20 protein-coding genes, 2 tRNA genes and 2 pseudogenes are annotated in these 20,323 nt (G+C 62.7%); 12 read left to right on the forward strand and 12 right to left on the reverse strand.

From position 1 onward, the window contains the following. Nucleotides 1–38: 38 nt before the first annotated feature. Entirely contained in the window at nucleotides 39–257 is a 219-nt protein-coding gene (locus tag MOK15_RS15350; protein WP_242932405.1) for a DUF2188 domain-containing protein, read from the reverse strand. 170 nt (nucleotides 258–427) lie between these two features. Between MOK15_RS15350 and MOK15_RS15355 the strand changes: the two genes are divergently transcribed. Together MOK15_RS15355 and MOK15_RS15360 are read left to right on the forward strand one after the other, a co-directional pair. Next, nucleotides 428–1,354 (forward strand): helix-turn-helix domain-containing GNAT family N-acetyltransferase, encoded by a 927-nt coding sequence (locus tag MOK15_RS15355; protein WP_242932406.1) that lies wholly within the window; start codon nucleotides 428–430, stop codon nucleotides 1,352–1,354. Between the two features lie 59 nt (nucleotides 1,355–1,413). Next, entirely contained in the window at nucleotides 1,414–1,971 is a 558-nt protein-coding gene (locus MOK15_RS15360) for a hypothetical protein (protein ID WP_242932407.1), read from the forward strand. Between the two features lie 21 nt (nucleotides 1,972–1,992). Here MOK15_RS15360 and MOK15_RS15365 read toward each other — a convergent pair whose 3' ends face one another. Genes MOK15_RS15365 through MOK15_RS15375 form a run of 3 tightly spaced genes read right to left on the reverse strand, consistent with a single transcriptional unit; the run spans nucleotide 1,993 to nucleotide 3,694 of the window. Beyond that, nucleotides 1,993–2,340 carry a hypothetical protein gene (locus MOK15_RS15365; RefSeq protein ID WP_242932408.1) on the reverse strand — a complete coding sequence of 116 codons (348 nt, stop codon included), beginning with the start codon at nucleotides 2,338–2,340 and terminating at the stop codon, nucleotides 1,993–1,995. Next, the gene (locus tag MOK15_RS15370) at nucleotides 2,337–3,008 is read right to left on the reverse strand and encodes a hypothetical protein (protein WP_242932409.1); all 672 of its coding nucleotides are present in this window, start codon (nucleotides 3,006–3,008) and stop codon (nucleotides 2,337–2,339) included. The genes MOK15_RS15365 and MOK15_RS15370 overlap by 4 nt, the downstream gene beginning before the upstream one ends. Before the next feature lie 56 nt (nucleotides 3,009–3,064). Further along, nucleotides 3,065–3,694 (reverse strand): DNA-3-methyladenine glycosylase 2 family protein, encoded by a 630-nt coding sequence (locus MOK15_RS15375; RefSeq protein ID WP_242932410.1) that lies wholly within the window; start codon nucleotides 3,692–3,694, stop codon nucleotides 3,065–3,067. Between the two features lie 77 nt (nucleotides 3,695–3,771). Between MOK15_RS15375 and MOK15_RS15380 the strand changes: the two genes are divergently transcribed. Then, the gene (locus tag MOK15_RS15380) at nucleotides 3,772–4,089 is read left to right on the forward strand and encodes a 2Fe-2S iron-sulfur cluster-binding protein (RefSeq protein WP_242932411.1); all 318 of its coding nucleotides are present in this window, start codon (nucleotides 3,772–3,774) and stop codon (nucleotides 4,087–4,089) included. Between the two features lie 79 nt (nucleotides 4,090–4,168). On the opposite strand, the gene MOK15_RS15385 is transcribed toward MOK15_RS15380, so the two are convergent. Together MOK15_RS15385 and rlmB are read right to left on the reverse strand one after the other, a co-directional pair. Beyond that, the gene (locus MOK15_RS15385; RefSeq protein WP_242932412.1) at nucleotides 4,169–4,909 is read right to left on the reverse strand and encodes a hypothetical protein; all 741 of its coding nucleotides are present in this window, start codon (nucleotides 4,907–4,909) and stop codon (nucleotides 4,169–4,171) included. 26 nt (nucleotides 4,910–4,935) lie between these two features. Beyond that, nucleotides 4,936–5,676 (reverse strand): 23S rRNA (guanosine(2251)-2'-O)-methyltransferase RlmB, encoded by a 741-nt coding sequence (rlmB, locus tag MOK15_RS15390; RefSeq protein WP_242932413.1) that lies wholly within the window; start codon nucleotides 5,674–5,676, stop codon nucleotides 4,936–4,938. A gap of 105 nt (nucleotides 5,677–5,781) precedes the next feature. Here rlmB and MOK15_RS15395 point away from each other — a divergent pair. The 6 genes from MOK15_RS15395 to MOK15_RS15420 all read left to right on the forward strand — a co-directional run bounded on the left by MOK15_RS15395 (nucleotide 5,782) and on the right by MOK15_RS15420 (nucleotide 12,563). Then, nucleotides 5,782–5,868 (forward strand) — tRNA-Tyr (locus MOK15_RS15395). Between the two features lie 52 nt (nucleotides 5,869–5,920). Further along, nucleotides 5,921–5,996: transfer RNA gene (locus tag MOK15_RS15400), tRNA-Lys, on the forward strand. 93 nt (nucleotides 5,997–6,089) lie between these two features. Beyond that, the gene (locus tag MOK15_RS15405) at nucleotides 6,090–6,410 is read left to right on the forward strand and encodes a multidrug efflux SMR transporter (protein ID WP_242932414.1); all 321 of its coding nucleotides are present in this window, start codon (nucleotides 6,090–6,092) and stop codon (nucleotides 6,408–6,410) included. 105 nt (nucleotides 6,411–6,515) lie between these two features. After that, nucleotides 6,516–8,795, forward strand: coding sequence for a glycoside hydrolase family 3 N-terminal domain-containing protein (locus MOK15_RS15410; RefSeq protein WP_242932415.1), 2,280 nt, complete (start codon nucleotides 6,516–6,518; stop codon nucleotides 8,793–8,795). A 314-nt stretch (nucleotides 8,796–9,109) separates the two neighbouring features. Continuing rightward, nucleotides 9,110–10,162, forward strand: coding sequence for a PAS domain-containing sensor histidine kinase (locus tag MOK15_RS15415; RefSeq protein ID WP_242932416.1), 1,053 nt, complete (start codon nucleotides 9,110–9,112; stop codon nucleotides 10,160–10,162). 529 nt (nucleotides 10,163–10,691) lie between these two features. Next, nucleotides 10,692–12,563 (forward strand): ABC-F family ATP-binding cassette domain-containing protein, encoded by a 1,872-nt coding sequence (locus MOK15_RS15420; protein ID WP_242932783.1) that lies wholly within the window; start codon nucleotides 10,692–10,694, stop codon nucleotides 12,561–12,563. A 214-nt stretch (nucleotides 12,564–12,777) separates the two neighbouring features. On the opposite strand, the gene MOK15_RS15425 is transcribed toward MOK15_RS15420, so the two are convergent. After that, nucleotides 12,778–13,404, reverse strand: coding sequence for a TetR/AcrR family transcriptional regulator (locus MOK15_RS15425; protein ID WP_242932417.1), 627 nt, complete (start codon nucleotides 13,402–13,404; stop codon nucleotides 12,778–12,780). Nucleotides 13,405–13,454: 50 nt separating this feature from the next. Here MOK15_RS15425 and MOK15_RS15430 point away from each other — a divergent pair, with 50 nt between their 5' ends. Next, nucleotides 13,455–14,294, forward strand: a complete 840-nt coding sequence (locus tag MOK15_RS15430) for an oxidoreductase (protein ID WP_242932418.1) — start codon at nucleotides 13,455–13,457, stop codon at nucleotides 14,292–14,294. 227 nt (nucleotides 14,295–14,521) lie between these two features. On the opposite strand, the gene MOK15_RS15435 is transcribed toward MOK15_RS15430, so the two are convergent. Then, entirely contained in the window at nucleotides 14,522–15,649 is a 1,128-nt protein-coding gene (locus tag MOK15_RS15435; RefSeq protein WP_347567210.1) for an aldo/keto reductase, read from the reverse strand. Between the two features lie 24 nt (nucleotides 15,650–15,673). Between MOK15_RS15435 and MOK15_RS15440 the strand changes: the two genes are divergently transcribed. Further along, nucleotides 15,674–16,258 carry a TetR/AcrR family transcriptional regulator gene (locus tag MOK15_RS15440; RefSeq protein WP_242932419.1) on the forward strand — a complete coding sequence of 195 codons (585 nt, stop codon included), beginning with the start codon at nucleotides 15,674–15,676 and terminating at the stop codon, nucleotides 16,256–16,258. Between the two features lie 312 nt (nucleotides 16,259–16,570). Here MOK15_RS15440 and MOK15_RS15445 read toward each other — a convergent pair whose 3' ends face one another. The 3 genes and pseudogenes from MOK15_RS15445 to MOK15_RS15455 all read right to left on the reverse strand — a co-directional run. Further along, on the reverse strand, nucleotides 16,571–16,786 hold the full coding sequence (locus tag MOK15_RS15445) for an AlpA family transcriptional regulator (RefSeq protein WP_347567227.1): 216 nt from the start codon (nucleotides 16,784–16,786) through the stop codon (nucleotides 16,571–16,573). Between the two features lie 133 nt (nucleotides 16,787–16,919). Further along, on the reverse strand, nucleotides 16,920–17,600 hold the full coding sequence (locus tag MOK15_RS15450) for a MerR family transcriptional regulator (RefSeq protein WP_242932420.1): 681 nt from the start codon (nucleotides 17,598–17,600) through the stop codon (nucleotides 16,920–16,922). Nucleotides 17,601–17,880: 280 nt separating this feature from the next. After that, nucleotides 17,881–18,204 (reverse strand): annotated as a pseudogene (locus MOK15_RS15455) (recombinase family protein); the annotation flags it as partial. Nucleotides 18,205–18,633: 429 nt separating this feature from the next. Between MOK15_RS15455 and MOK15_RS15460 the strand changes: the two are divergent. Next, entirely contained in the window at nucleotides 18,634–19,830 is a 1,197-nt protein-coding gene (locus MOK15_RS15460) for an IS256 family transposase (RefSeq protein ID WP_242932421.1), read from the forward strand. 114 nt (nucleotides 19,831–19,944) lie between these two features. On the opposite strand, the pseudogene MOK15_RS15465 reads toward MOK15_RS15460, so the two are convergent. Then, nucleotides 19,945–20,064: pseudogene (locus MOK15_RS15465) on the reverse strand (IS630 family transposase); the annotation flags it as partial. Nucleotides 20,065–20,323 lie beyond the last annotated feature (259 nt).

The following is a 20,323-nucleotide window of genomic DNA, read 5'->3' on the forward strand; positions in this document are numbered from 1 at the left end:
ATGAAAAAAAGATGACAGGCCATGTCATTTTGATCCGCTCATGCCTCGGCGCTGGTCCAGAGCATTTCGAAATTCGTGCCTTTCATCAGCAGCACGGAGGCGGGATAGCCTGCTTCGGTGGCTTTCTCCGCAGTGCCGGTCGCATTGGCCACCGCTGCGGCCTGGGTCGGGAAAGGGCCGTAATATTTATTGTCCAGATTGATCTTCCAGACGCCTTCATGCTCAAGGATGATGTAGCGGGCGTGGGGCAGGGTCATGTCGAAGGCTCTCGCTGTTGCAGGGAGAATGTAGCGACAGCGCGTCCGGAAAAGAAAGCGCTTTCGGCGAAAGCGGCCTGCTGCGCGCCCGTTATCGCTTGCTTCCGCCATTGTTGATTCCATCATCATCCCATAATGATGATTCAGTCAACATTATGGGATGACCCTGCATGACGGTTCAGCATGAAAAAGACATAGCGGCCCTGCGTGCCTTCAATCGCGTCTATACCAGCCGGTTGGGCCTGCTCGCCGCCCGGCTGGACAAAAGCCCCTTCACGCTCAGCGAGGCGCGGATTCTCTACGAGTTGGCGAACCGGACCGATCCGACCGGCGCGGAGATCGCCCGCGCCTTGCGTCTCGATCCGGCCCAGATCAGCCGGACGCTCAAGCGCTTCGCCGATCGCGGCCTGGTGGAGGCGCGCGAAGACCCGGCCCATGGCCGTTATCAACGCCTGACGCTCACCGATGAGGGCCGGGCCAGGTTCGCGGCGGCGGAGGGCAATACCCGCACCGCGATCGGCGGGCTGCTGGATGGGCTGTCCGCTTTCCAGCGCGCGCGCCTGTTGTCGGCCGCCGAAACCATCACCCGCCTGTTCGAAGAGGAAGGCGCGGCGCGCCAACCCGTGTTGCGCGGCCTGCGGCCGGGCGACCTGGGGCTTGTCATCGCCCGCCAGACGATTGTCTATGTGGAGCAATATGGCTGGAATGGCGACTATGAAGCCTTGGCGGCGGGCATCCTCGCCGATTTTCATCGCACGTTCGATCCCGCGCGAGAGGCGGCGTGGATTGCGGAGATGGACGGGCGGATGGTCGGTTCGGTCTTCCTCGTCAGCACGGATTCGCCGGACGTCGGCAAGCTGCGCCTGCTCTATGTTGAACCCGATGCGCAGGGCGCGGGCGTGGGCAAGATGCTCGTCGCCGCCTGCATCGCACGCGCGCGGGCCGTGGGGTATAAGCGGCTCGATCTCTGGACGAACAGCGTGCTCGCCGCCGCCCGCAGCATCTACGAACGCGCCGGTTTCGTGCTGGTGGACGAAGCGCCGCATCATAGCTTCGGGCATGATCTTGTCGGCCAGACATGGTCCTTGACCCTGTGACGACGGGATGCCGCCACGCCGCTTGATCGGGGAGGGGGCATCGGGCACATCCTGTCGCCATGTCGATTCGCTTCTCCCCCCTGCACCTCCTGTCCAGCGTCCTGCTGGTCGCCTCCACCACAGCCGCTTGGGCGGAAGAGGATGTGCCCCCGTCGGCCTTCTTCGACGCCGCGCTTTGCCAGCCGCCTTATTCGATCGATCATGCGACGGCGCTGTACGAAGCCGCCGAAAAGCTCGCCAAGCCCGACCAGTCTTCGCTGGGCGCGGCCATCTATCATCTGCCCGCGCCGATCGAGCGGGACGGCTTCACCACCCAGGATGTCCTGTTCGGCAACATGACCATCGGCGTGCTGGTGGACGGGGACGTCGCGGGTCGGCTTGCCAAACGTTATGAACTGACGCCCGAAACCAGCCATTTGCTGGGAAGCTCGACCAAGGGATTTGCCCGCCTGCTCCCCGACGCCGAACAGGGATTGAAGGAGATGGGTCTGATTTCCGTCGTCGCGCGCGAAGGCGCGGGCCTTAACGGCAAGACATTGCTGGCCTGCGAATTTGTCGATGAAGCCGATCGCCAGGCGATGGAAGTCATGGAAAAGGAAGCCGCCGAGCAGAAATAGCACGGCTTTCCCGCAGCGCCGCTATTGCCCGGATTCGCAAATGGGTTCGGCGGCGTTCCTCCACTGCTCCCCCAACGCGCCGCCGATATTCCACAATAGTCCCACGGACAGCAGCGCGCAGAGGATGGCAGCGACCAGAAAGCGGCGCCGCCGCCATCGGCGCAGGAATATCGCACTGGCCGCGCCATAGACGATCAGGGCCGGCACCGCGAAGATCAGCACGGAAATCGGGCCATCGCAATCGACGGCGTCGATGCCCATGGCCCGATATTCGTTCGGCGTTCCCGACAGGCCAAGCATGGCGATAGGCGCCATGGCGAGCAGGACGGCATAGCGGAACAGTCTTACAGTGCTCGTCCTTAGGCTCATTGGTGCGGCAGCGCGTCGAGAGCGGCCTGATATTGTGCGATCAACGCAGGATCGGCATCCCCCCGGTGCTTGTCGAGAAATGCTGTCAGGGCATTGCGATATTCCGCGATGAAATCGGGATTGGCCGGGCTGGTCGCAAGCTGGTTGGCGGCTTTCTCCACCGGTCCGCGATCCTCGCCGATCACCTGCCTGATCCCATAGGGCGACAGGTTGCGCATGATGACGAAGTTGCGCGGAAAGCCGGGGATATATTTGATGACGAACCGCTCGCCCTCCGGCGGGATGTAGATGGTATTGGTGATCGGATAGATGCTGGCCGACATGGTGTCGAATTCTGTCACCACATCCTGTCCGTCCGCAGTCTTGAGCGCCGCGCTATAGGCCCAGATATTCTGGTCGTTCAGGGTGGAGTTGGTGACTTCCGAATGGGTGATGACGCCCGTTCCAATGACGCCGAAGGCCTTGAGGAACAGCGCATTGAAGATATGGGCGATGAAGATATTGAGCTGGCCATAGATGAAGAACGCCAGGATCAGGCCATACCAGCCGCCCTTGCCGCTCCACTTCGCCAGCAAATGGCCCAATATCGCACCCAGGATCAGTATCACCGGCCATGACAGGAAAGGATGCTGCGTCAGGAAGAAGGAGATGGCTGACAGGATGACCATGAGAGAGACTGTCCGTTCTGGTAATTGCGATACTGCCAGATATCAAAGCCATAATATCAAGTCTTCAGCATGTCGGTGCCGCTGTTATAATGGTGCCAGGCCATGATCGCGGCGGCGCTGCGATGCGGGCGCCAGGCTTCGGCCAGGTTGCGGGTCAGCTTCTCGCTCGGCCGTTCGGGGAGGCCCAATATGCGGCCGATCTCGATCTGCACGGCCAGGTCGCCGGCCGGCCAGATATCGGGCCGCCCCTCGGCGAAGAGCAGGTATATTTCCGCCGACCAGCGGCCGATCCCCTTGATCCGCACCAGTTCAGCGATGGCTTCCTCGTCATCCTGGGGCAGGGCGAGCAGGTCGAGCGCGCCCGACACCACCAGTTCGGCCAGGCTGCGGGCATAGCCCTGCTTCTGGCGGGACAGGCCACAGGCGCGCAAACTGTCGAAATCGCGCTCCAGCAGCGCTTGCGGCGCGCAGCCAGTGCCCAGCTCCGCTTCCAGCTTGCGCCATACCGCAGCCGCAGCCGCCACGCTCACCTGCTGCCCCACGATGGTGCGCAGCAATGTCTCATAACCCGGTTCGCGCACCCGTGGCGGGGGATAGCCCACCCGTCCGATCGCCGCGACGAAGCCCGGCTCCTGCGCGGCGATGACGTCCAGGCTGGTGCGTAATTGATTTGCGGTCGTGACCATATGTGTTTCCGTCCAGCCCTTGATTTCCCGGCGCCTGTCGGTCAGAGCGGCGGAGAAAATTCGATGGGATGGGATAGATGGCGAAACTGATAGTGGTCAACCGTGCGGGTGAGGAACAGGCTGTCGATGGCGGCAATGGCCTGTCGGTGATGGAAGTCATCCGCGACAATGGTTTCGACGAACTTCTGGCTCTGTGCGGCGGTTGCTGTTCCTGCGCGACCTGCCATGTCTATGTCGATCCCGCCTTCGCCGACATCCTGCCCGCGATGAGCGAGGATGAGAATGACCTGCTCGACAGTTCGGATCATCGCAACGATGCCAGCCGCCTGTCCTGTCAGCTCGTCATCAACGACGCGCTCGACGGCCTGCGCGTCACCATCGCGCCGGAAGATTGAGGGGTTTTTGAAGGGGGGCGGGACCACCTCCCGGCTCGCAATGACGATTCACCGTGACGCCCGCTCTGGCTGAGCCGGATCAGTTCTTCACCCGCAACGTGGCGGCGGGTGCGTCGCTGGTCAGCGGCGTGATGGTCCAGACGATCCGTTTGCCCTGGGGCGTCGACACCGCACCCTCTTCCTGATTCTGGCTGACGATCTCTGCGTCGGTGGTCAGGGTGAAGGTGCCGCTCATCGCCTTCGCCGCCGCATCGCTCGCGCCACCCAGGCCGCCCGTCCCCTGGCTCTTGTCGCTACTGTTGGCGAAGCCCGGCGCTTTCACCCGCACCCGGTCCTCGCCCCGCAATTCCGCCGCGACGAAGGGGATCAGGATCTGCGCGTCGATGTTGAAGGGGAAGAGGAAGGTGTGGTCCAGCGTGCCGCTGATCGCATAGTCGATCTCGAACTTGTGGTTGCCGGCATAGCGGGCGGAGCGGAACCCCTTCTCCTTGGTCAGTGCCGTCGCGATCGCCTGCATCTCCGTGTCGCCGCCGGTCGCATCCTTGTCGCTGAAATCCTCGTCCCGCGCCGCGATCTGCAACATGGTGGGGCCGGCTTCCGGTTCGCCCTCCTTGGGCGTGTCGTCATCCCCGTCGGAGGGAAGGCCGCTCAACGCATCCTTGTTCAGGTCCAGCGCCAATATCTCGCCCTTATAGGCGAAGGTGAAGTGCCGGTCGGCGCGGATGTCCAGGCTGGATTCGAACTTGCCCGGCGTCACCAGGCAGGCGGACAGGGCCAGCAGGCCGGCCAGCGCCCCCAGGCTGCGATACAGGCGATTCATCGGCGAAACTCTCCTTGCCCCGGCCGTCACCGGTTGGTCGCGGCGTAGAGGGCGATGGCCGCGGCGTTGGAGACGTTCAGGCTCTCCATGCGCGGACTGATCGGCAGCTTAGCGATAATGTCGCAATGCGCCATGCTGTTGTGGCGCAATCCCTCGCCTTCGGCCCCCAGGACCAAGGCCACCCGCGATTCGCCGATCGCCTCGCCCAGATGGGTGTCGGCGTCGCCGTCCAGGCCGATGCGCCAATAGCCTGCTTCCGCGATCTCATCGAGCGCACGGGCCAGGTTCACGACCCGCACCCAGGGCATGATTTCCAGCGCGCCCGACGCCGCGCGCGCCAGCACGCCCGATTCGGGTGGCGCGTGCCGGTCCTGCGTCACGATGCACAGCGCGTCGAACGCGGCGGCGGAGCGCAGGATAGCGCCGACATTATGCGGGTCCGTCACCTGGTCCAGCACCAGGATCGGCCGCTTGTCGTCCTGTCCTTCCTCCAGAATCTCGCCCAGCCAGACATCGTCCAGCGGTTCGACTTCGGCGACGATGCCCTGGTGCGGCGCGTCGGACGGGACCATCCGGCCCATGTCCGCCACGTCGGCATAGACGATCGGCAGCACCGGCGGCAGGTCGAGTGCGGCCAGCGCTTCGCGCGTGCCCCATATCTTGCGCACGACGCGGTTGGGGTTGGCGAGCGCCGCGGTGACGGCGTGACGCCCGTAGAAGCGCGGGAAGGCGCCCTTGGGCTTGGCGGAGCGATGACCTTTTTTCATGTTTGCGCTCTTTTCACATCACCCCATTGACAGGCAAGCCTCCTTTCGCCATTGAGCCGCCTCCAACGTGTCGGGGAATGCAAATTTCCCGTCGCGTAGGGCACTGGACAGGTGGCCGAGTGGTTAAAGGCAGCAGACTGTAAATCTGCCGGGGTTTCCCCTACGTTGGTTCGAACCCAACCCTGTCCACCATCGCATCTGGTCCGATGCGCCCTGTCCCGACGGGATAGGCACAGGCCGGTGTGGACGCATAGCTCAGTTGGTAGAGCAGCTGACTCTTAATCAGCGGGTCCTAGGTTCGAGCCCTAGTGCGTCCACCATCGCCCCCCCCTCGACGCGCCGCCTCTTTTCGGGTTTCCGGCTTACGTGTCGTCCCTTTCCGAGCCCGTTGAGAGACGAAAGGGAGCGCTGTCATGGCGTGGCTTATCCTTGGCATTGCCATATTCACTGAAATCTGCTGGGCGTTAAGCCTCAAATGGGCGGCGACCCTGGGTAGCTGGCAGGCGTCGGTTGTGCCGATTGCCCTGAGCTTCCTCAATATGGCTCTGCTGGCGCTGGCGATGCGGGATATTCCAGCGGGCACCGCCTATGCGATCTGGACGGGCCTGGGCGCTGTCGGCGTCATCATCGGCGGCATGATCCTGTTCGGCGACCGGGTGAATCCGGTGCAGGCCGGCTTCATGGCGATGATCGTGATCGGCGTCGCGGGCACGAAGCTGTTTGCGCAGGCCTGACAGGGCAGGGCGCCGGCCGTATCCCGGCGTATCGCAACCAAATGGATGGGCGCGCGTTGACCGGACACGTTCCGTTCACCCCTTCCAGGCTATCCCTTCCCCTGCATGACCCTTGACCGTCGCGACCTCCTGATCCGCACGCTGGGCGGCGTTCTGGCGCTGAACCTGCCGCGCGTCGCGCTGGCGCAGGCCGATGTGGCGCGCGTCGACGCCCTGATCGCGAAGATGACGATCGAGGAGAAGGCCGGGCAGATGACCTGCCTCGCCGACAGTTTCCGTCCCTTCAACCCGCCCAATCCACAGGTCGGCATCCAGGATGAAAAGCGCCTGTCCGACGAAGTGCGCAAGGGCCGGGTCGGCTGCCTGTTCAACGGCATCGGCGTCGCGGGCGGCCGCCGCGCACAGGAAATCGCGGTCAAGGACAGCCGCCTCGGCATCCCGCTCCTCTTCGCCGGAGACGTCATCCACGGCCTCAAGACCATCTTCCCCGTGCCGCTGGGCGAAGCCTCCTGCTTCGATCCCGCCCTGGTGGAGCGCACCGCGCGGGCGCAAGCCATCGAAGCCACCGCCGCCGGCCTGCACCTCACCTTCGCGCCGATGGTCGATGTCGCGCGCGACCAGCGCTGGGGCCGCGTGGTCGAAGGGGCGGGGGAGGATGTCGTCCTCACCAGCCTGCTCTCCGCCGCCCGCGTGCGCGGCTTTCAGGGCCGCGACCTGCGCCGCGACGATGCCCTGCTCGCCTGCCCCAAGCATTTCGCCGCCTATGGCGCGGTCGCCGCGGGCCTCGAATATGGCAATGTCGACATCAGCGAGGAGACGCTGCGCGAAACCCATCTGCCCCCCTTCGGCGCGGCCTTCGCCGCCGGCGCGCTCACCACCATGGCGGCCTTCAACGAGATTAACGGCGTCCCCGCCACCGCCGACCGCGACCTGCTGACCGACCTGCTGCGCGGCGAGATGCATTTTCGCGGCTTCGTCTTTTCCGACTACACCGCCGATGAGGAACTGGTCGCCCACGGCTTTGCCGAGGATGATCGCGACGCCGCCCGCCTCGCCATACTCGCCGGGGTCGACATGTCGATGCAGAGCGGCCTCTATATCCGCTACCTGCCCGATCTGGTGAAGAGTGGCGCGGTGCCGATGGCGACGGTCGACGTCGCGGTTCGCCGCATCCTCTATGTGAAGGCGGCGATCGGCCTGTTCGACAACCCGTACCGTTCCCTCAGCGAGGAAGCGGAAAAGACCCGCATCTTCACCCCCGCCCACCGCGCCCTCGCCCGTGAAGCCGCCACCCGATCGATGGTGCTGCTCAAGAATGACGGCGTCCTGCCGATCGACCCGGCCAAGGGCCAGAAGATCGCCCTCATCGGTCCCTTCGCCGAGGATACGCGCAATCTCTACGGCCCCTGGGCCTTTTACGGCGACCCGGACAAGGGCGTCGACATCGCCACCGGCCTGCGCGCCGCGCTGCCCGACGCGACAAAGCTCAGCATCACGCGCGGCAGCGACATCAGCGGCCCCATCGACGGCGGCATCGCGCAAGCCGTGGCGGCGGCCAGGGCCGCGGATATCGTCCTGCTCGCCATCGGCGAATCGCAGGCCATGTCGGGCGAAGCGCAATCGCGCACCGTCATCGAAATCCCCGCCGCGCAGCAGGCGCTGGCCGACGCCGTGGTCGCCACCGGAAAGCCCGTCGCCGTCCTCCTGCGCCACGGTCGCGCGCTCGCCTTGCATGACGGCGTCGCCAATGCCGGCGCGGTCCTCGCCACCTGGTTCCTGGGGAGCGAGGCGGGCCACGCCATCGCCGACATCGTGCTGGGCCGGGCCGACCCGTCCGGCAAATTGCCCGTCAGCTTCCCCTGGGAAAGCGGGCAGGAGCCTTTCTATTATGACCGCAAGTCGACCGGTCGTCCGGTGCTGGACAGCGGCAGCACCGAATATAAGGCGCGCTACGCCACCACCGACAATAGTGCAAGGTTCCCCTTCGGCCATGGCCTCGGCTACACCGATTTCGCGCTCGACCAGTTGAAATTGTCCGACACCGCCATGCGCTGGGACGCGGCGATCGTGGTGTCGGCGCGCGTCACCAACAAGGGCCGCCGCAGGGGCAGCGAAGTCGTCCAGCTCTACACGCGGGACAGGGTAGCCAGCCGCACCCGCCCGATCCGGGAACTCAAGCGCATGGCGCGCGTCACGCTGGAACCGGGCGAAAGCAAAACCGTCCGCTTCTCCCTGTCGCGCGTGGACCTGGAGTTCGTCGGCTCCCGCAACCAGCGCATCGCCGAACCGGGCTTGTTTGACCTCTGGGTCGGGCAGTCAAGCGTGGGCGGGCTGCACGGGCAGTTCACGCTCTACGCGGAGGTGAAGGCGAAGGGCACGCCCTAAAAGTCCCTCCCCTTCAGGGGAGGGGTTGGGGTGGGGGCTGTCGGGATGCGCCAATTGTCGCCATTTAGCAGTCAGGCAATTGCGTTCGACACCTGACATTCGTTCACCCAGGGGAGCTTGCTCGATCCGTTCCCCTCAGCGGGCGCTCCGAACCGAAATATCCGCCCTTGATCGAATAGACGCCGGGTCTCGGCGTTATCCATGCTACGGAGCGGATGCGAGTCCATGTTCCCGACCGGGGAGCAGTATGTCGCCGCTACCCGGACCGGCTTTCATCCCCGCAAGCTCCCGGCTTCCCCGGAAGGGGGCATATCGTGAACCGAACGAGCCATACCGACATTGCGCACAATCTGGCGCTGGCTATCCTTGCTTCCTCCACCGCGCCCGCGCTGCTGCTTGATGGTGATCTGTCCGTGATCGCCGCCAGCACGTCCTTCTACCGCACTTTCGCCCTCGATCCGCAGAATGTGGCCGGACGGCCGCTATTCCAGCTAAGAGCGCGCGAGTGGGATGTGCCGCAGCTTCGATCCTTGCTCGCGGCAACCCTCTCCGGTCATGCAAAGATCGAAGCCTATGAGATGGAACTCAGGGGCGATGCCGTACCGCGCCGCCTCGTCCTCAACGCACAGAAGCTTGAATATGGCGATGCCGAACAGGTCCGCCTGCTCCTGACCATTTCCGACGTCACCCAGGCACGGATCAGCGAAAAGCTAAAGGATGACCTGCTGCGCGAAAAGGCGATACTGCTCCAGGAAATCCAGCATCGCGTCGCCAACAGCCTGCAAATCATTGCCAGCGTGCTCATGCAGAGCGCGCGGCGGGTGCAATCGGAAGAGACCCGCGGCCATCTCCATGATGCGCACCACCGGGTCATGTCTATCGCCACCCTCCAGCAGCAGCTTGCGGCATCGCGATTGGGCGATGTGGAACTGCGCACCTATTTCACCCAGCTTTGTCAGAGCCTGGGCGCATCGATGATCCGCGATCATGATCAACTGTCGCTTGAAGTGACTGCCGACGACAGTAGCGTGAACGCGGACATTTCGGTCAGTCTGGGACTGATCGTCACCGAGCTTGTGATCAATGCGCTCAAACACGCCTTCCCCGGCGATCGCAGCGGCAAGATCCTGGTCGATTATCATTCGCGCGGGCAGGACTGGAAACTATCGATCAGTGACGATGGCGTTGGCACCCCCAAGTCGCTGGCCGACGCGAAACCGGGTCTGGGCACCAGTATCGTCGAGGCACTGGCCAATCAGATGGATGCTACCGTCGAGACCCAGGGGGGTCATCCCGGCACCATAGTCTCGATAGTCCACACCGCAGCCACGGATACTGGCGGCGTTGACCGGAGGAAGGTGGCATAACGCCTGGCGCCGCTGCTCTCCCCCCTGCGGAAGGCCTTCCGCAGAATCCGTGCCATGTTCCCCGCGTTGCGTACCGACAATTTGCTGCGAAAGTCCGCTTCCTGAAGTTGTAGCTTCAGAAGCAGGCTGGCGGGAAACGGCCATTTTCAGCCATTTTTCTCTCGTCACCCCGGACTTGATCCGGGGTCCAGCTTTTTGCTTGAGAAAGAAGCGGGATGCCGGGTCAAGCCCGGCTTGACGTGGGGGGAATGGCAATAATCGGCCACTCCCCCCTGTCCTACACCCCCACTCCCATGCCATAATCCCCTCGGTTCTTTCCCACCGTCCGCCCTTCGCGTCCCGCGCCATGTCACACCCCGGCGCGCGCCATTTCGCAAAAATTCTCCTATTGCGAAATCCACGCCACCCGTCTGTCCCCACGCTTTTGCGTCGGCCACGACACTGTGTACTTTGCAACGCCGCGCCACGTTTGCAAAACGCTGTCTTGAGCGTCTTCACCACCCCGCGCACCTCTGCTACAGGCGCGCCCATGCTTAACCTGAACGGTATCACCGTGCGCCTGGGCGGCCGCACCATCCTTGATCGCGCCGCTGCCGCGCTGCCGCCGCGCAGCCGTGTGGGCCTTATCGGCCGCAACGGCGCGGGCAAGTCCACGCTGATGAAGGTGATGATCGGCCAGCTCGACCCGGATGAGGGGTCGTGCGACATGCCCCGCGACACGCGCCTGGGCTATATCGCGCAGGAAGCGCCCTCCGGCACCGCGACCCCCTTCGACACCGTGCTCGCCGCCGACAAGGAACGCGCCGAACTCATGGCGGAGGCGGAGCATACCCATGACCCCGATCGCCTCGGCCATATCTATGAGCGGCTGACGACGATCGACGCCTATACCGCCCCGGCCCGCGCCGCCCGCATCCTCGTCGGCCTCGGCTTTGACGAGGAAATGCAGGGCCGCCCGCTCGACAGCTATTCGGGCGGCTGGAAGATGCGCGTGGCGCTCGCCGCGCTGCTCTTTTCCAATCCCGACCTGCTGCTGCTCGACGAACCGTCGAACCATCTCGACCTCGAAGCGACGCTCTGGCTGGAAAATTTCCTGAAAGCCTATCGCGGCACCGTGGTCGTCATCAGCCATGAGCGCGACCTGCTCAACAATGTGGTCGACTATATCCTCCATCTGGAGGGCGGGAAGGTGACGCTCTATCCCGGCGGCTATGACGCGTTCGAGCGGCAGCGCGCCGAACGGCTCGCCCAGCTCGAATCCGCCCGCGCCAAGCAGCAGGCGGAGCGGGAGAAGTTGCAGGACTATGTCGCCCGCAACAGCGCCCGCGCTTCGACCGCGAAGCAGGCCCAGTCCCGTGCCAAGGCGCTGGCCCGGATGCAGCCCATCGCCGCCGCCATCGAAGACCCGACGCTGCATTTCGGCTTCCCCAGTCCGGCCGAACTGCGCCCGCCGCTCATCACCATGGACATGGCGGCGGTCGGCTACACCGACACGCCGATCCTGCGCCGCGTCAATCTGCGCATCGATCCCGACGACCGGCTGGCGCTGCTCGGCCGCAACGGCAATGGCAAGACGACGCTGGCCCGCCTGATCGCCGCGCAACTCGCCCCGATGGAGGGCGCGGTGCAAAGCTCGGCCAAGATGAATGTCGGCTATTTCACCCAATATCAGGTGGAGGAACTGGACGTCACCGACACGCCTCTGGAGCATATGACCCGCGTCATGAAGGGCGCGACCCCCGGCGCGGTGCGCGCCCAGCTCGGCCGTTTCGGCTTCTCCGGCGAGCGCGCCACGCAGAAGGTCGGCTCCATGTCGGGCGGCGAGCGCGCCCGTCTGGCGCTGGCGCTCATCACCCGCGACGCGCCGCACATGTTGATCCTGGACGAACCGACCAACCATCTCGACGTCGACAGCCGCGAGGCGCTGGTCCAGGCGCTCAACGACTATAGCGGCGCGGTGGTGATCGTCTCCCACGACCGCCACATGATCGAACTGGTCGCCGATCGTCTGGTGCTGGTCGACAACGGCACCGCCCAGCCGTTCGACGGCAGCCTGGACGATTATACCGACATCATCCTGCGCAAGGCGGACGGTAACGGCAATGGCGGCGGCGATGCGCCCAAGGTCGACCGCAAGGCCGACAAGCGCGCCGCGGCCGAATGGCGCGAAAAGCAGAAGACGCTCAAGAACGCGCTCAACAAGGCGGAGCGCGAAATGACCGCCCTGTCCACCGAGCGCAGCCGCATCGACAAGGCGCTGTTCGATCCCAAGACCGCGACCGGCGCGGAAGCGAAGATGACGACCAGCGAACTCATGGTGAAGCGCGCCGAGCTGGAGAAGATGCTGGAAACGGCCGAAGAAGTCTGGATGGAAGCCAGCGCCGCGCTGGAGGAAGGGTGAGGAGGCACGGCAGGGATGCCGTCCGTCTGATGTAAGCGATACGTTTTACGTCAGCAGGTAGGGGATGTGAAAATGGCGGGCCGAGAGCGACGAAACGGAGAACTACGTCTACGCTATAGCCCTCCATAACCCTCCTGAATAAAGCTACGAACAAATGGCTCAAACGGAGTCGACACCTGACTGGCAGCAACAGGGTGGATTCCCGAACGGCGGCTTAGGAGGCGGAATCGCAGAATAGCGGCCGTTCAGCAAATCCGAAGAGCAACGTCTTCGCAATCTCTCGCGCATTCGAGGCAAGCGCCTCATCCGGCAGTTCGCCGGCGGTCCAGAACGACAGAACCCCACGAAAGGCAAAGGCGAGCTGTTCCGGCAAACAGCGCAGCGCCTTCTGCCTGCCTGCCGCGATCAAGCCATCGCCGGCTCCCAGGGCCAGCGACCATAAGGTCGTGGAGTGCGTCAGGACCTTTCCGGGGGACGGACCGGCCGTGCCGATCCACCCCATCACGGCTCGGTTTATTTCCGGCTCCTCCAGCATCACCTCGACCGCCGTGTCGATCGCCAACAGCACCCTGCCGGCGGCATCGGCAGGCGGAGACATCTCGGCAAAGCGCTTGGCCATCGTATCGATCCGCCGCCCCGAAAGGGCATGCATGATCGCAGCCTTGCTCCCGAACTGATTGAACGGCGTCGCGAAACTGACCCCGGCTTCGGTGGCAAGGTCGCGCATCGAGAAATCGGCCTTGCCCCGGCGGAGCAGCCGTTCCGCCGCGTCCATCACGCGCTGGCGGAGCGGCTCCCCCCTCGCGGCGGTCGGATCTGCCTGGGTCTTGTTTCGTGTCATGTCTCTATCTATATCATGATATAGTTTTAATCATAGCCCGGAGTTGTACCATGGCTTCCACCCCCAAAACATTCCTCGTCACCGGCGTCAGTTCCGGCCTCGGACGAGCATTTGCCTCAGGCGCGCTCGAAGCGGGCCACCATGTGATCGGCACCGTGCGGCGGGAGGGCGACGCCGAGACCTTCGCCGCGCTCGCTCCCGATCGCGCTCACCCGGTCACGCTGGACGTGACCGATTTCGAAGCGATCCCGGCGGCTATCGCCGAAGCCGAACGGCAGGGCGGTCCGATCGACGTGCTGGTGAATAATGCGGGTTATGGCCATGAGGGCGTGCTGGAGGAATCGTCGATGGACGATCTTCAGCGCCAGTTCGCTGCCAACGTCTTCGGGCCCGTCGCGATGATCAAGGCGGTGCTGCCAGGCATGCGCGAGCGGCGGCGGGGCCATATCGTCAACGTCACGTCCATGGGCGGCTTCATCACCATGCCCGGCATCACCTTCTATTGCGGAAGCAAATTCGCGCTCGAAGGCATCTCCGAAGCGCTCGGCAAGGAAGTGGCGAGCTTTGGAATTCGGGTGACGGCGCTCGCTCCCGGCCAATTCCGCACGGACTGGGCCGGACGCTCGATGAATCGCACACCGCGCAGCATTGCCGACTATGACGCGGTCATGGACCCGATCCGCGCCGCACGACAGGCCAAGAGCGGCAACCAACCAGGCGATCCAGCTAAGGCTGCGCAGGCGTTGCTCGCGCTGGTCGATGCCGAAAATCCGCCGGTGCGGCTGTTCCTGGGCGATGATGCACTTGGACTTGTCGAGCAGAAACTCGACGGGATGCGGGTCGAAATCGGCGCGTGGGAGGAGCTTTCGCGTTCAACCAGCTTCGGATGATGAGCGCTTGAATCTGCGGCAACTTATGAAGGCACTCCGCGCGTCTTCATAAGCCGCAATGGGGTCGGAAGCTGCCGTCGCGGCTCTCGGCTCTCAAGATATATCGGGCTGTAGCGTAGAATCGGCGGCAATGGGATGGATAGCGGAAGGCCGGCTTCAGGCGGTGCAATGCAGAAAGCAGACCAGCACTCGAAGATGGACATGTAGGTGGCCAGAACGAGCGAGGTTCATGTCGCCTTGCTCGGTTCACGGACCGGGAGACGGCTGATGCTGTGTCCTGTGGCTGTTTCAGCCGCGCGACGCAGCATGGCCGGGTCCGACATGCCCTGATGGTCGAGCCGCGGCGTATAGGGTGCCTCCAGCCTTGCTGCCTCCTCGTCGGTAAGGCTGATCGACAGGGAGGCCACAGCGTCGTCAATATGCTCAGCTTTCAGCGCACCCACGATCGGAGCTGCCATTACGGGATTGCGACGCAACCAGGCCAGCGCAATCATTGACCGGCAGACGCCCCGTTCTTCCGCAATGGCTCCCACCGCATCGACAATCAGCTTGTCGCTGTCGGCAGTGGCTGCCCCCAGCTTGTAGACCGCTTCGGTTTCCGCCCTTGCAGTGATCGCTCCCCACGGTCGGGCCAGCCGGCCACGGTTGAGAGGGCTATAGAGAATGGTCTGCACGCCTTCATCGATGCAAAGGGCATGCATCTCGCGCTCTTCCTCGCGGTCCAGCAGATTGTAAGTATCCTGCATCGACACGAACCGAGCCCAGCCGTTGGATGTCTGCAGGTGGAGCGCTTTGCCGAATTCCCAGGCCATCATGGACGATGCGCCGAGATATCGGACCTTGCCGGCCTTGACGATATCGTTCAGGGCCTCCAGCGTTTCTTCCCAGGGGGTCGTCCGATCGCGACGATGGATTTGGTAGAGGTCGATATAGTCCGTGCCCAGGCGCCTGAGGCTCATATCGACTTCGGTCATGATTGCCTTGCGCGATAGCCCTATACTATTCGGTCCGTCGCGCATTGGTGCGCTGAGTTTGGTGGCGATCACAACGTTTTCGCGATACGCAAAGTCCTTCAGTGCCCGCCCGAGGATATCCTCGCTGGAACCATTTGAGTATAAATTGGCGGTGTCGAAGAAATTGATTCCCGCCTCAAGTGCGTGGCGAATGAGGCGTCGACTTGCTTCCTCGTCGAGCGACCAAGAAGGGTAGCCTCGCAACGGGTCCCCGAACCCCATGCAGCCAACACAGATCGGCGAAATATCAAGGCCCGTCCGGCCGAGCTTAGCATATTGCATGTCCATCTCCGCACGCGCTATATTCGGACAACTGTCCGCTTGCCATTGCGTATCGGACAATTGTCCGTTTAGTCAAGAGGCGATATGGCTGTAGAAGAGGATGGATTGCGAGCAGACGCCCGCGTCAATCGTGATCGCATACTTGCGGTGGCGCGGGAGGCGCTAACCGCCGATCCCGAAACGCCGCTCAGCGCTATCAGCAGGGCAGCCGGAGTTGGGCAAGGCACGCTCTATCGCCACTTCCCAACGCGGGAGGCGTTGGCCTTGGCCATTTATCGCAAGGAGATCAGCGCCGTTGCGGCTCTCGCATCGACGCTTCTGCAAGAGCATCCTCCGCTTGAGGCGTTCCGTCTATGGTGTGCCCAGCTAGCCGATTCCAGTGCGATGAAGCGCGGAGTGGCAAAACTTCTGCAAGGGGCCACCTCGGAGGATGATGCGCGCGAGGCCTATCAGCAGATGGTGTCGGCGGTGCGTTCACTCATAGCTGCATGTCAGGCCGCGGGTGCAATTGATCGCGGTGCAAATGCCGACGATGTTTTGCTGCTTCTTGGAGTGCTTTGGCAAATTCCATCCCACTCGGGGAGTGATGCTCAGGCGGCGAGGATAATAGCACTCATCTTCAGGGGGTTGGGAGCCAAAGACCAGCCAGGCAGCCCTGCTGAACCATAAAGCTCGTTCTGTGTTGGAGCGCGTGTCGGAAGTGACTAGTTCGTCGGGGTCTGCACGTACCGCGAGCGCATAGTTGCGGTGGAGGCCCGTAAGGCCTACTTTCACGCCTTGGCTTTTAGGCAGCTAACGCCAGAAATGGGGTCGTAAGCTGCTGTCGCCTTTCTCAAGGTATCGGGCTGTAGCGTAGTATAGCGTGTAATCGGCGGCCAATGGCGGAGCGGGAGGGAATTTACAAATTGTAGGCAACATACTGTATTACATACATATTGTTTATAGCCGTTAGCATGGATGCCCCCGTTAATGCCCCCGATTTCAGCGGTCATTGAGGCCTCGCGCGATGCAGTTGGCGATCCATGCGTTGATGTCGGATTCGAGCCAGCCAACCGCCCGCTGGCTTAGTTGGTGGGGTTTAGGAAATTCGCAGGCTTGCATTTTGCGGTAGATGGTAGCGCGGCTGAGGCCAGTGCGCGCCCGAACCGCCGGCAGGCGAAGAATGGCCATCGGCGCGCGGCCACCAAAGACATACATTTCCTGTACGGGCTGTCGTGATGCATCTGGTATGATATGGGGTGTTTCAGCCATGAATAGTCCTTCCAGGTAGATTGTGGTCAGGGTCGGGGGATGTTGGCGCATCCACCCGGCCCGCATTTACTTGCGTCGCTCAGAGCATCCAGATCGGCCTGATGATCCGCGACAGGTTGACGGTGAGGTAGCTCGGCAATTTCTCTGCATCGAGAGATTCCCCCTGCATATCTTCGGGAATGGCAACAAGCTCACCATCGGCATGGGTGAAAATCCACCGCGTATGGAAATCCTTGAAAATCTTATCGGTGAAGAGGTCGTGGTAGAGAGCGAAGGCAATGTCCGCCGCCTCCTCAAACCAGGGTTCGATTTCGAATGCCTTCTCGCTGATATTGGGATGCGCTTCGAGCCAGTCTTCAAAATTGTCATAATCCCGACCCGCAAATATTTCGTCCGCACGGACGGACATACGAGCGGGATAATTTGCGCGCGCGCGTCGGAGCGCCGATGCGTCCGCACGGACTTTTTCGGTAATATCCGGATGCTGGGAGCAGAAATCGACAATGCGCCAGAGAAGTTCAGCTACGGCCTTTAGGCCAGCTGTCTGAACGCCATAGCGCATCAGCTCCTTCATCACAGCGGCGATGTGAATTGCTTGAAATCCAAAAAGGCGCGGATTGCCTCGTCCAGCCCCTCCGCTCTCCACAAGGAGAAGACCCTCCTTGACCCAATAGGTAAGGAGTTCGCTGTCGAGGCCGACAGCCTCGCAGACTTGCTGGCGCGTAAATCGGCTTTGAAATGGGGAGACTGGCAAGGGCATGGCAATCGCTTAGAAGGCCATAGCTCACAATGAAAGGATTATTTCCTTCTGAGATGATATGGATCAGCAAAAAACCAGGCGCCTGCCGATGCTCAAGCCAATCGTGTACATCCCACTCTGGTCGAACAATCAAGGGCATTGCCCCATAACCGCCGGCAGTGGCTGATTTTGACAGCAGGCATTGAACGACCAGCTCATGCAGGAATTTTAGGCGCTTATGCCCTTCGGTATCGGGCCGCGCCACGCCCGCGCGCGGGCGTTCCAGCATGATTGCCCGCTCGAACTCGGCGACTGCCGCGAACATGGTCAGCAGCATCCGACCCGTGGGACTGCGCGTGTCCATCTCCGTTCCGCCAAAGTCCAGGATGCGCAGGCCCACCTGCTTGGCCTCCAGCGCCGCGACAATGCCCAGCAGGTCCGCCGTGGACCGGGCAAGGCGATCAAGCCGGGATATGACCAGCGTGTCGCCCTCGCGCACGAAGTCCAGCACCGCAGCTAGGCCGTCGCGCTGCCCGACCGATGACGCCTGCTCCTTCACGATCTTGCTGCACCCGGTTGCACGAAGCGCCGCTTCCTGCGCCTCCAGACCCGCAACCTGATCCACCGTCGAGGTCCGAGCATATCCGATAAGAATCTGATATTACTACATTATTACCATAGGAAGAATGCCATCAGCCCACACCCAAGTCACACCGTAAGCGCGCCCGTTGACAAAAAATCTCGACTCCGTTGCGTCTCGCTAGACCCCAGAACCTGTGAGCCATTGTCTCACTCGCCGCAGCGGCGGTTCAATGCGACACGCCTGCCCAGCAAGGGCCGGGACAGGCGCAGGATCTGATGGCCAAGACCGTATGAGCCGATTGCCAGATCACTCCACGCTGTCGAACTTACGAGTTGCAGCCCGCGATTTGCATCATACTGCAAATTGTGGTCGTGTCCCACGGGGTGGTGTAGGAAGGTTTCCCTGAGAGGGTGGCCACCGTCGATCTTCTGTTAGGGTTCGGATGCGAACTCGAACCTGGAGAAGAAGACGATGACCGACGACAGAATGGCCCTTGCCGAGCTGATTGAGCAAGGGGCTGATAGCGATTTGGTGCGTGAGATGCTGGCTTTCGCCGCAGAGCGCATGATGGATCTGGAGATCGAGGCGAGAACGGGCGTGCCTTGCGGATCACGCAGCCCGGAGCGGCTGAACCACCGCAACGGCTACCGCGAGCGGGGTTGGGATACGCGAGCTGGCCGGATTGATCTGGCGATCCCGAAGCTGCGCAAAGGCAGTTACTTCCCAAGCTTCCTGGAGCCACGCCGCACTGCCGAGAAGGCCTTGGCGGCAGTGATCCAGGAAGCCTACGTCCACGGCGTTTCGACCCGTTCGGTCGACGATCTGGTCAAGGCGATGGGCGCCAGCGGTGTTTCAAAGAGCCAGGTCAGCCGTTTGGTTGCCGAGATCGACGAGCGGGTGAACGCTTTCCTCACGCGACCCATTGAAGGCGAGTGGCCATATCTATGGATCGACGCCACCTACCTCAAAGTGCGCGAGGGCGGACGGATTGTCTCGACGGCGGCGATAATCGCGGTGGGCGTCAACACCGATGGCCGACGCGAGGTTCTAGGCGTGGCCACCGGCCCGTCAGAAGCCGAACCTTTCTGGAAAGCCTTCCTGCGCTCTCTGGCCGATCGAGGCTTGCGCGGTGTGAAGTTGGTCATCGCCGACGATCACAAAGGGCTGCGCGCTGCCGCCAGCAAGGTATTTTCCGCGACCCAGCAGCGCTGCCGGGTGCACTGGATGCGAGGCGCGTTCGCCCATGCCGCGCCGAAACAACGACCCGCTGTCATTGCCATGATCAAGACCATCTTCGCGCAGGAAACCGGCGAGGCGGCGCACCAGCAGTGGGAGCAGGTTGCCGATGCCCTGCGCGAGAAGTTTCCAAAGCTGGCCGACATGATGGACGCATCACGCGAAGACGTGCTCGCCTACATGGCCTTCCCCAAGGATCACTGGGCGCAGATCGCGTCCACCAACCCGCTGGAAAGGGTCAACAAGGAGATCAAGCGAAGGTCCGACGTGATCGGTATCTTTCCAAATGATGCCGCTGTGGTTCGTCTCGTCGGAGCGCTTATGCTGGAGCAAAATGATGAGTGGGCCGTATCGCGCCGATACATGACGCTGGAAACGCTCGGCTCGGTGAGCCATAATCCTATTGTCAGCTTGCCAGCACTGGCCGCCTGACCTGAACCCGATCCTGCCGTAGATCGACCTTCCTACACCACCCCATGGGACACGACCCTTGTCGCCGCCCTGGGGCTTCGCCCGTGTCGATCCGGTCTCTCGCCATTCGCGAACCCAGCGAACCGCGCTCGCCGCCGCAACTCCAAAACGCTCGGCTGCCGCGCGCCGTGACAAACCGCCATCGACCGCCGAAATCACCCGCGAACGCAAATCCTCTGAGATGGACTTCGTCATGCCAGGCTGGCCTCCTCGTCCAGCTGACATGATGAATCAGATTTTCCAGTCTAAGGAAAGACCCTCGATTCAATTAGATCGGATTATGCTCTAGCGTTGAAGGACCAGCCAAGTTGCGTAGAGCCGTAGTTCCAATAACCCTGACCAGCCCCTCCTCGATAGAAGTTGTTGCCAAAGCGGCTACTTGTGACCCCGAATGTTCGGCTGAGAGCCATCCTTTCTGCAAGGGATGGCAAAGCCCCTACGCCAGTAGCAGCCA

The organism is Sphingobium sp. BYY-5, assembly GCF_022758885.1.
GTDB lineage: Bacteria > Pseudomonadota > Alphaproteobacteria > Sphingomonadales > Sphingomonadaceae > Sphingobium.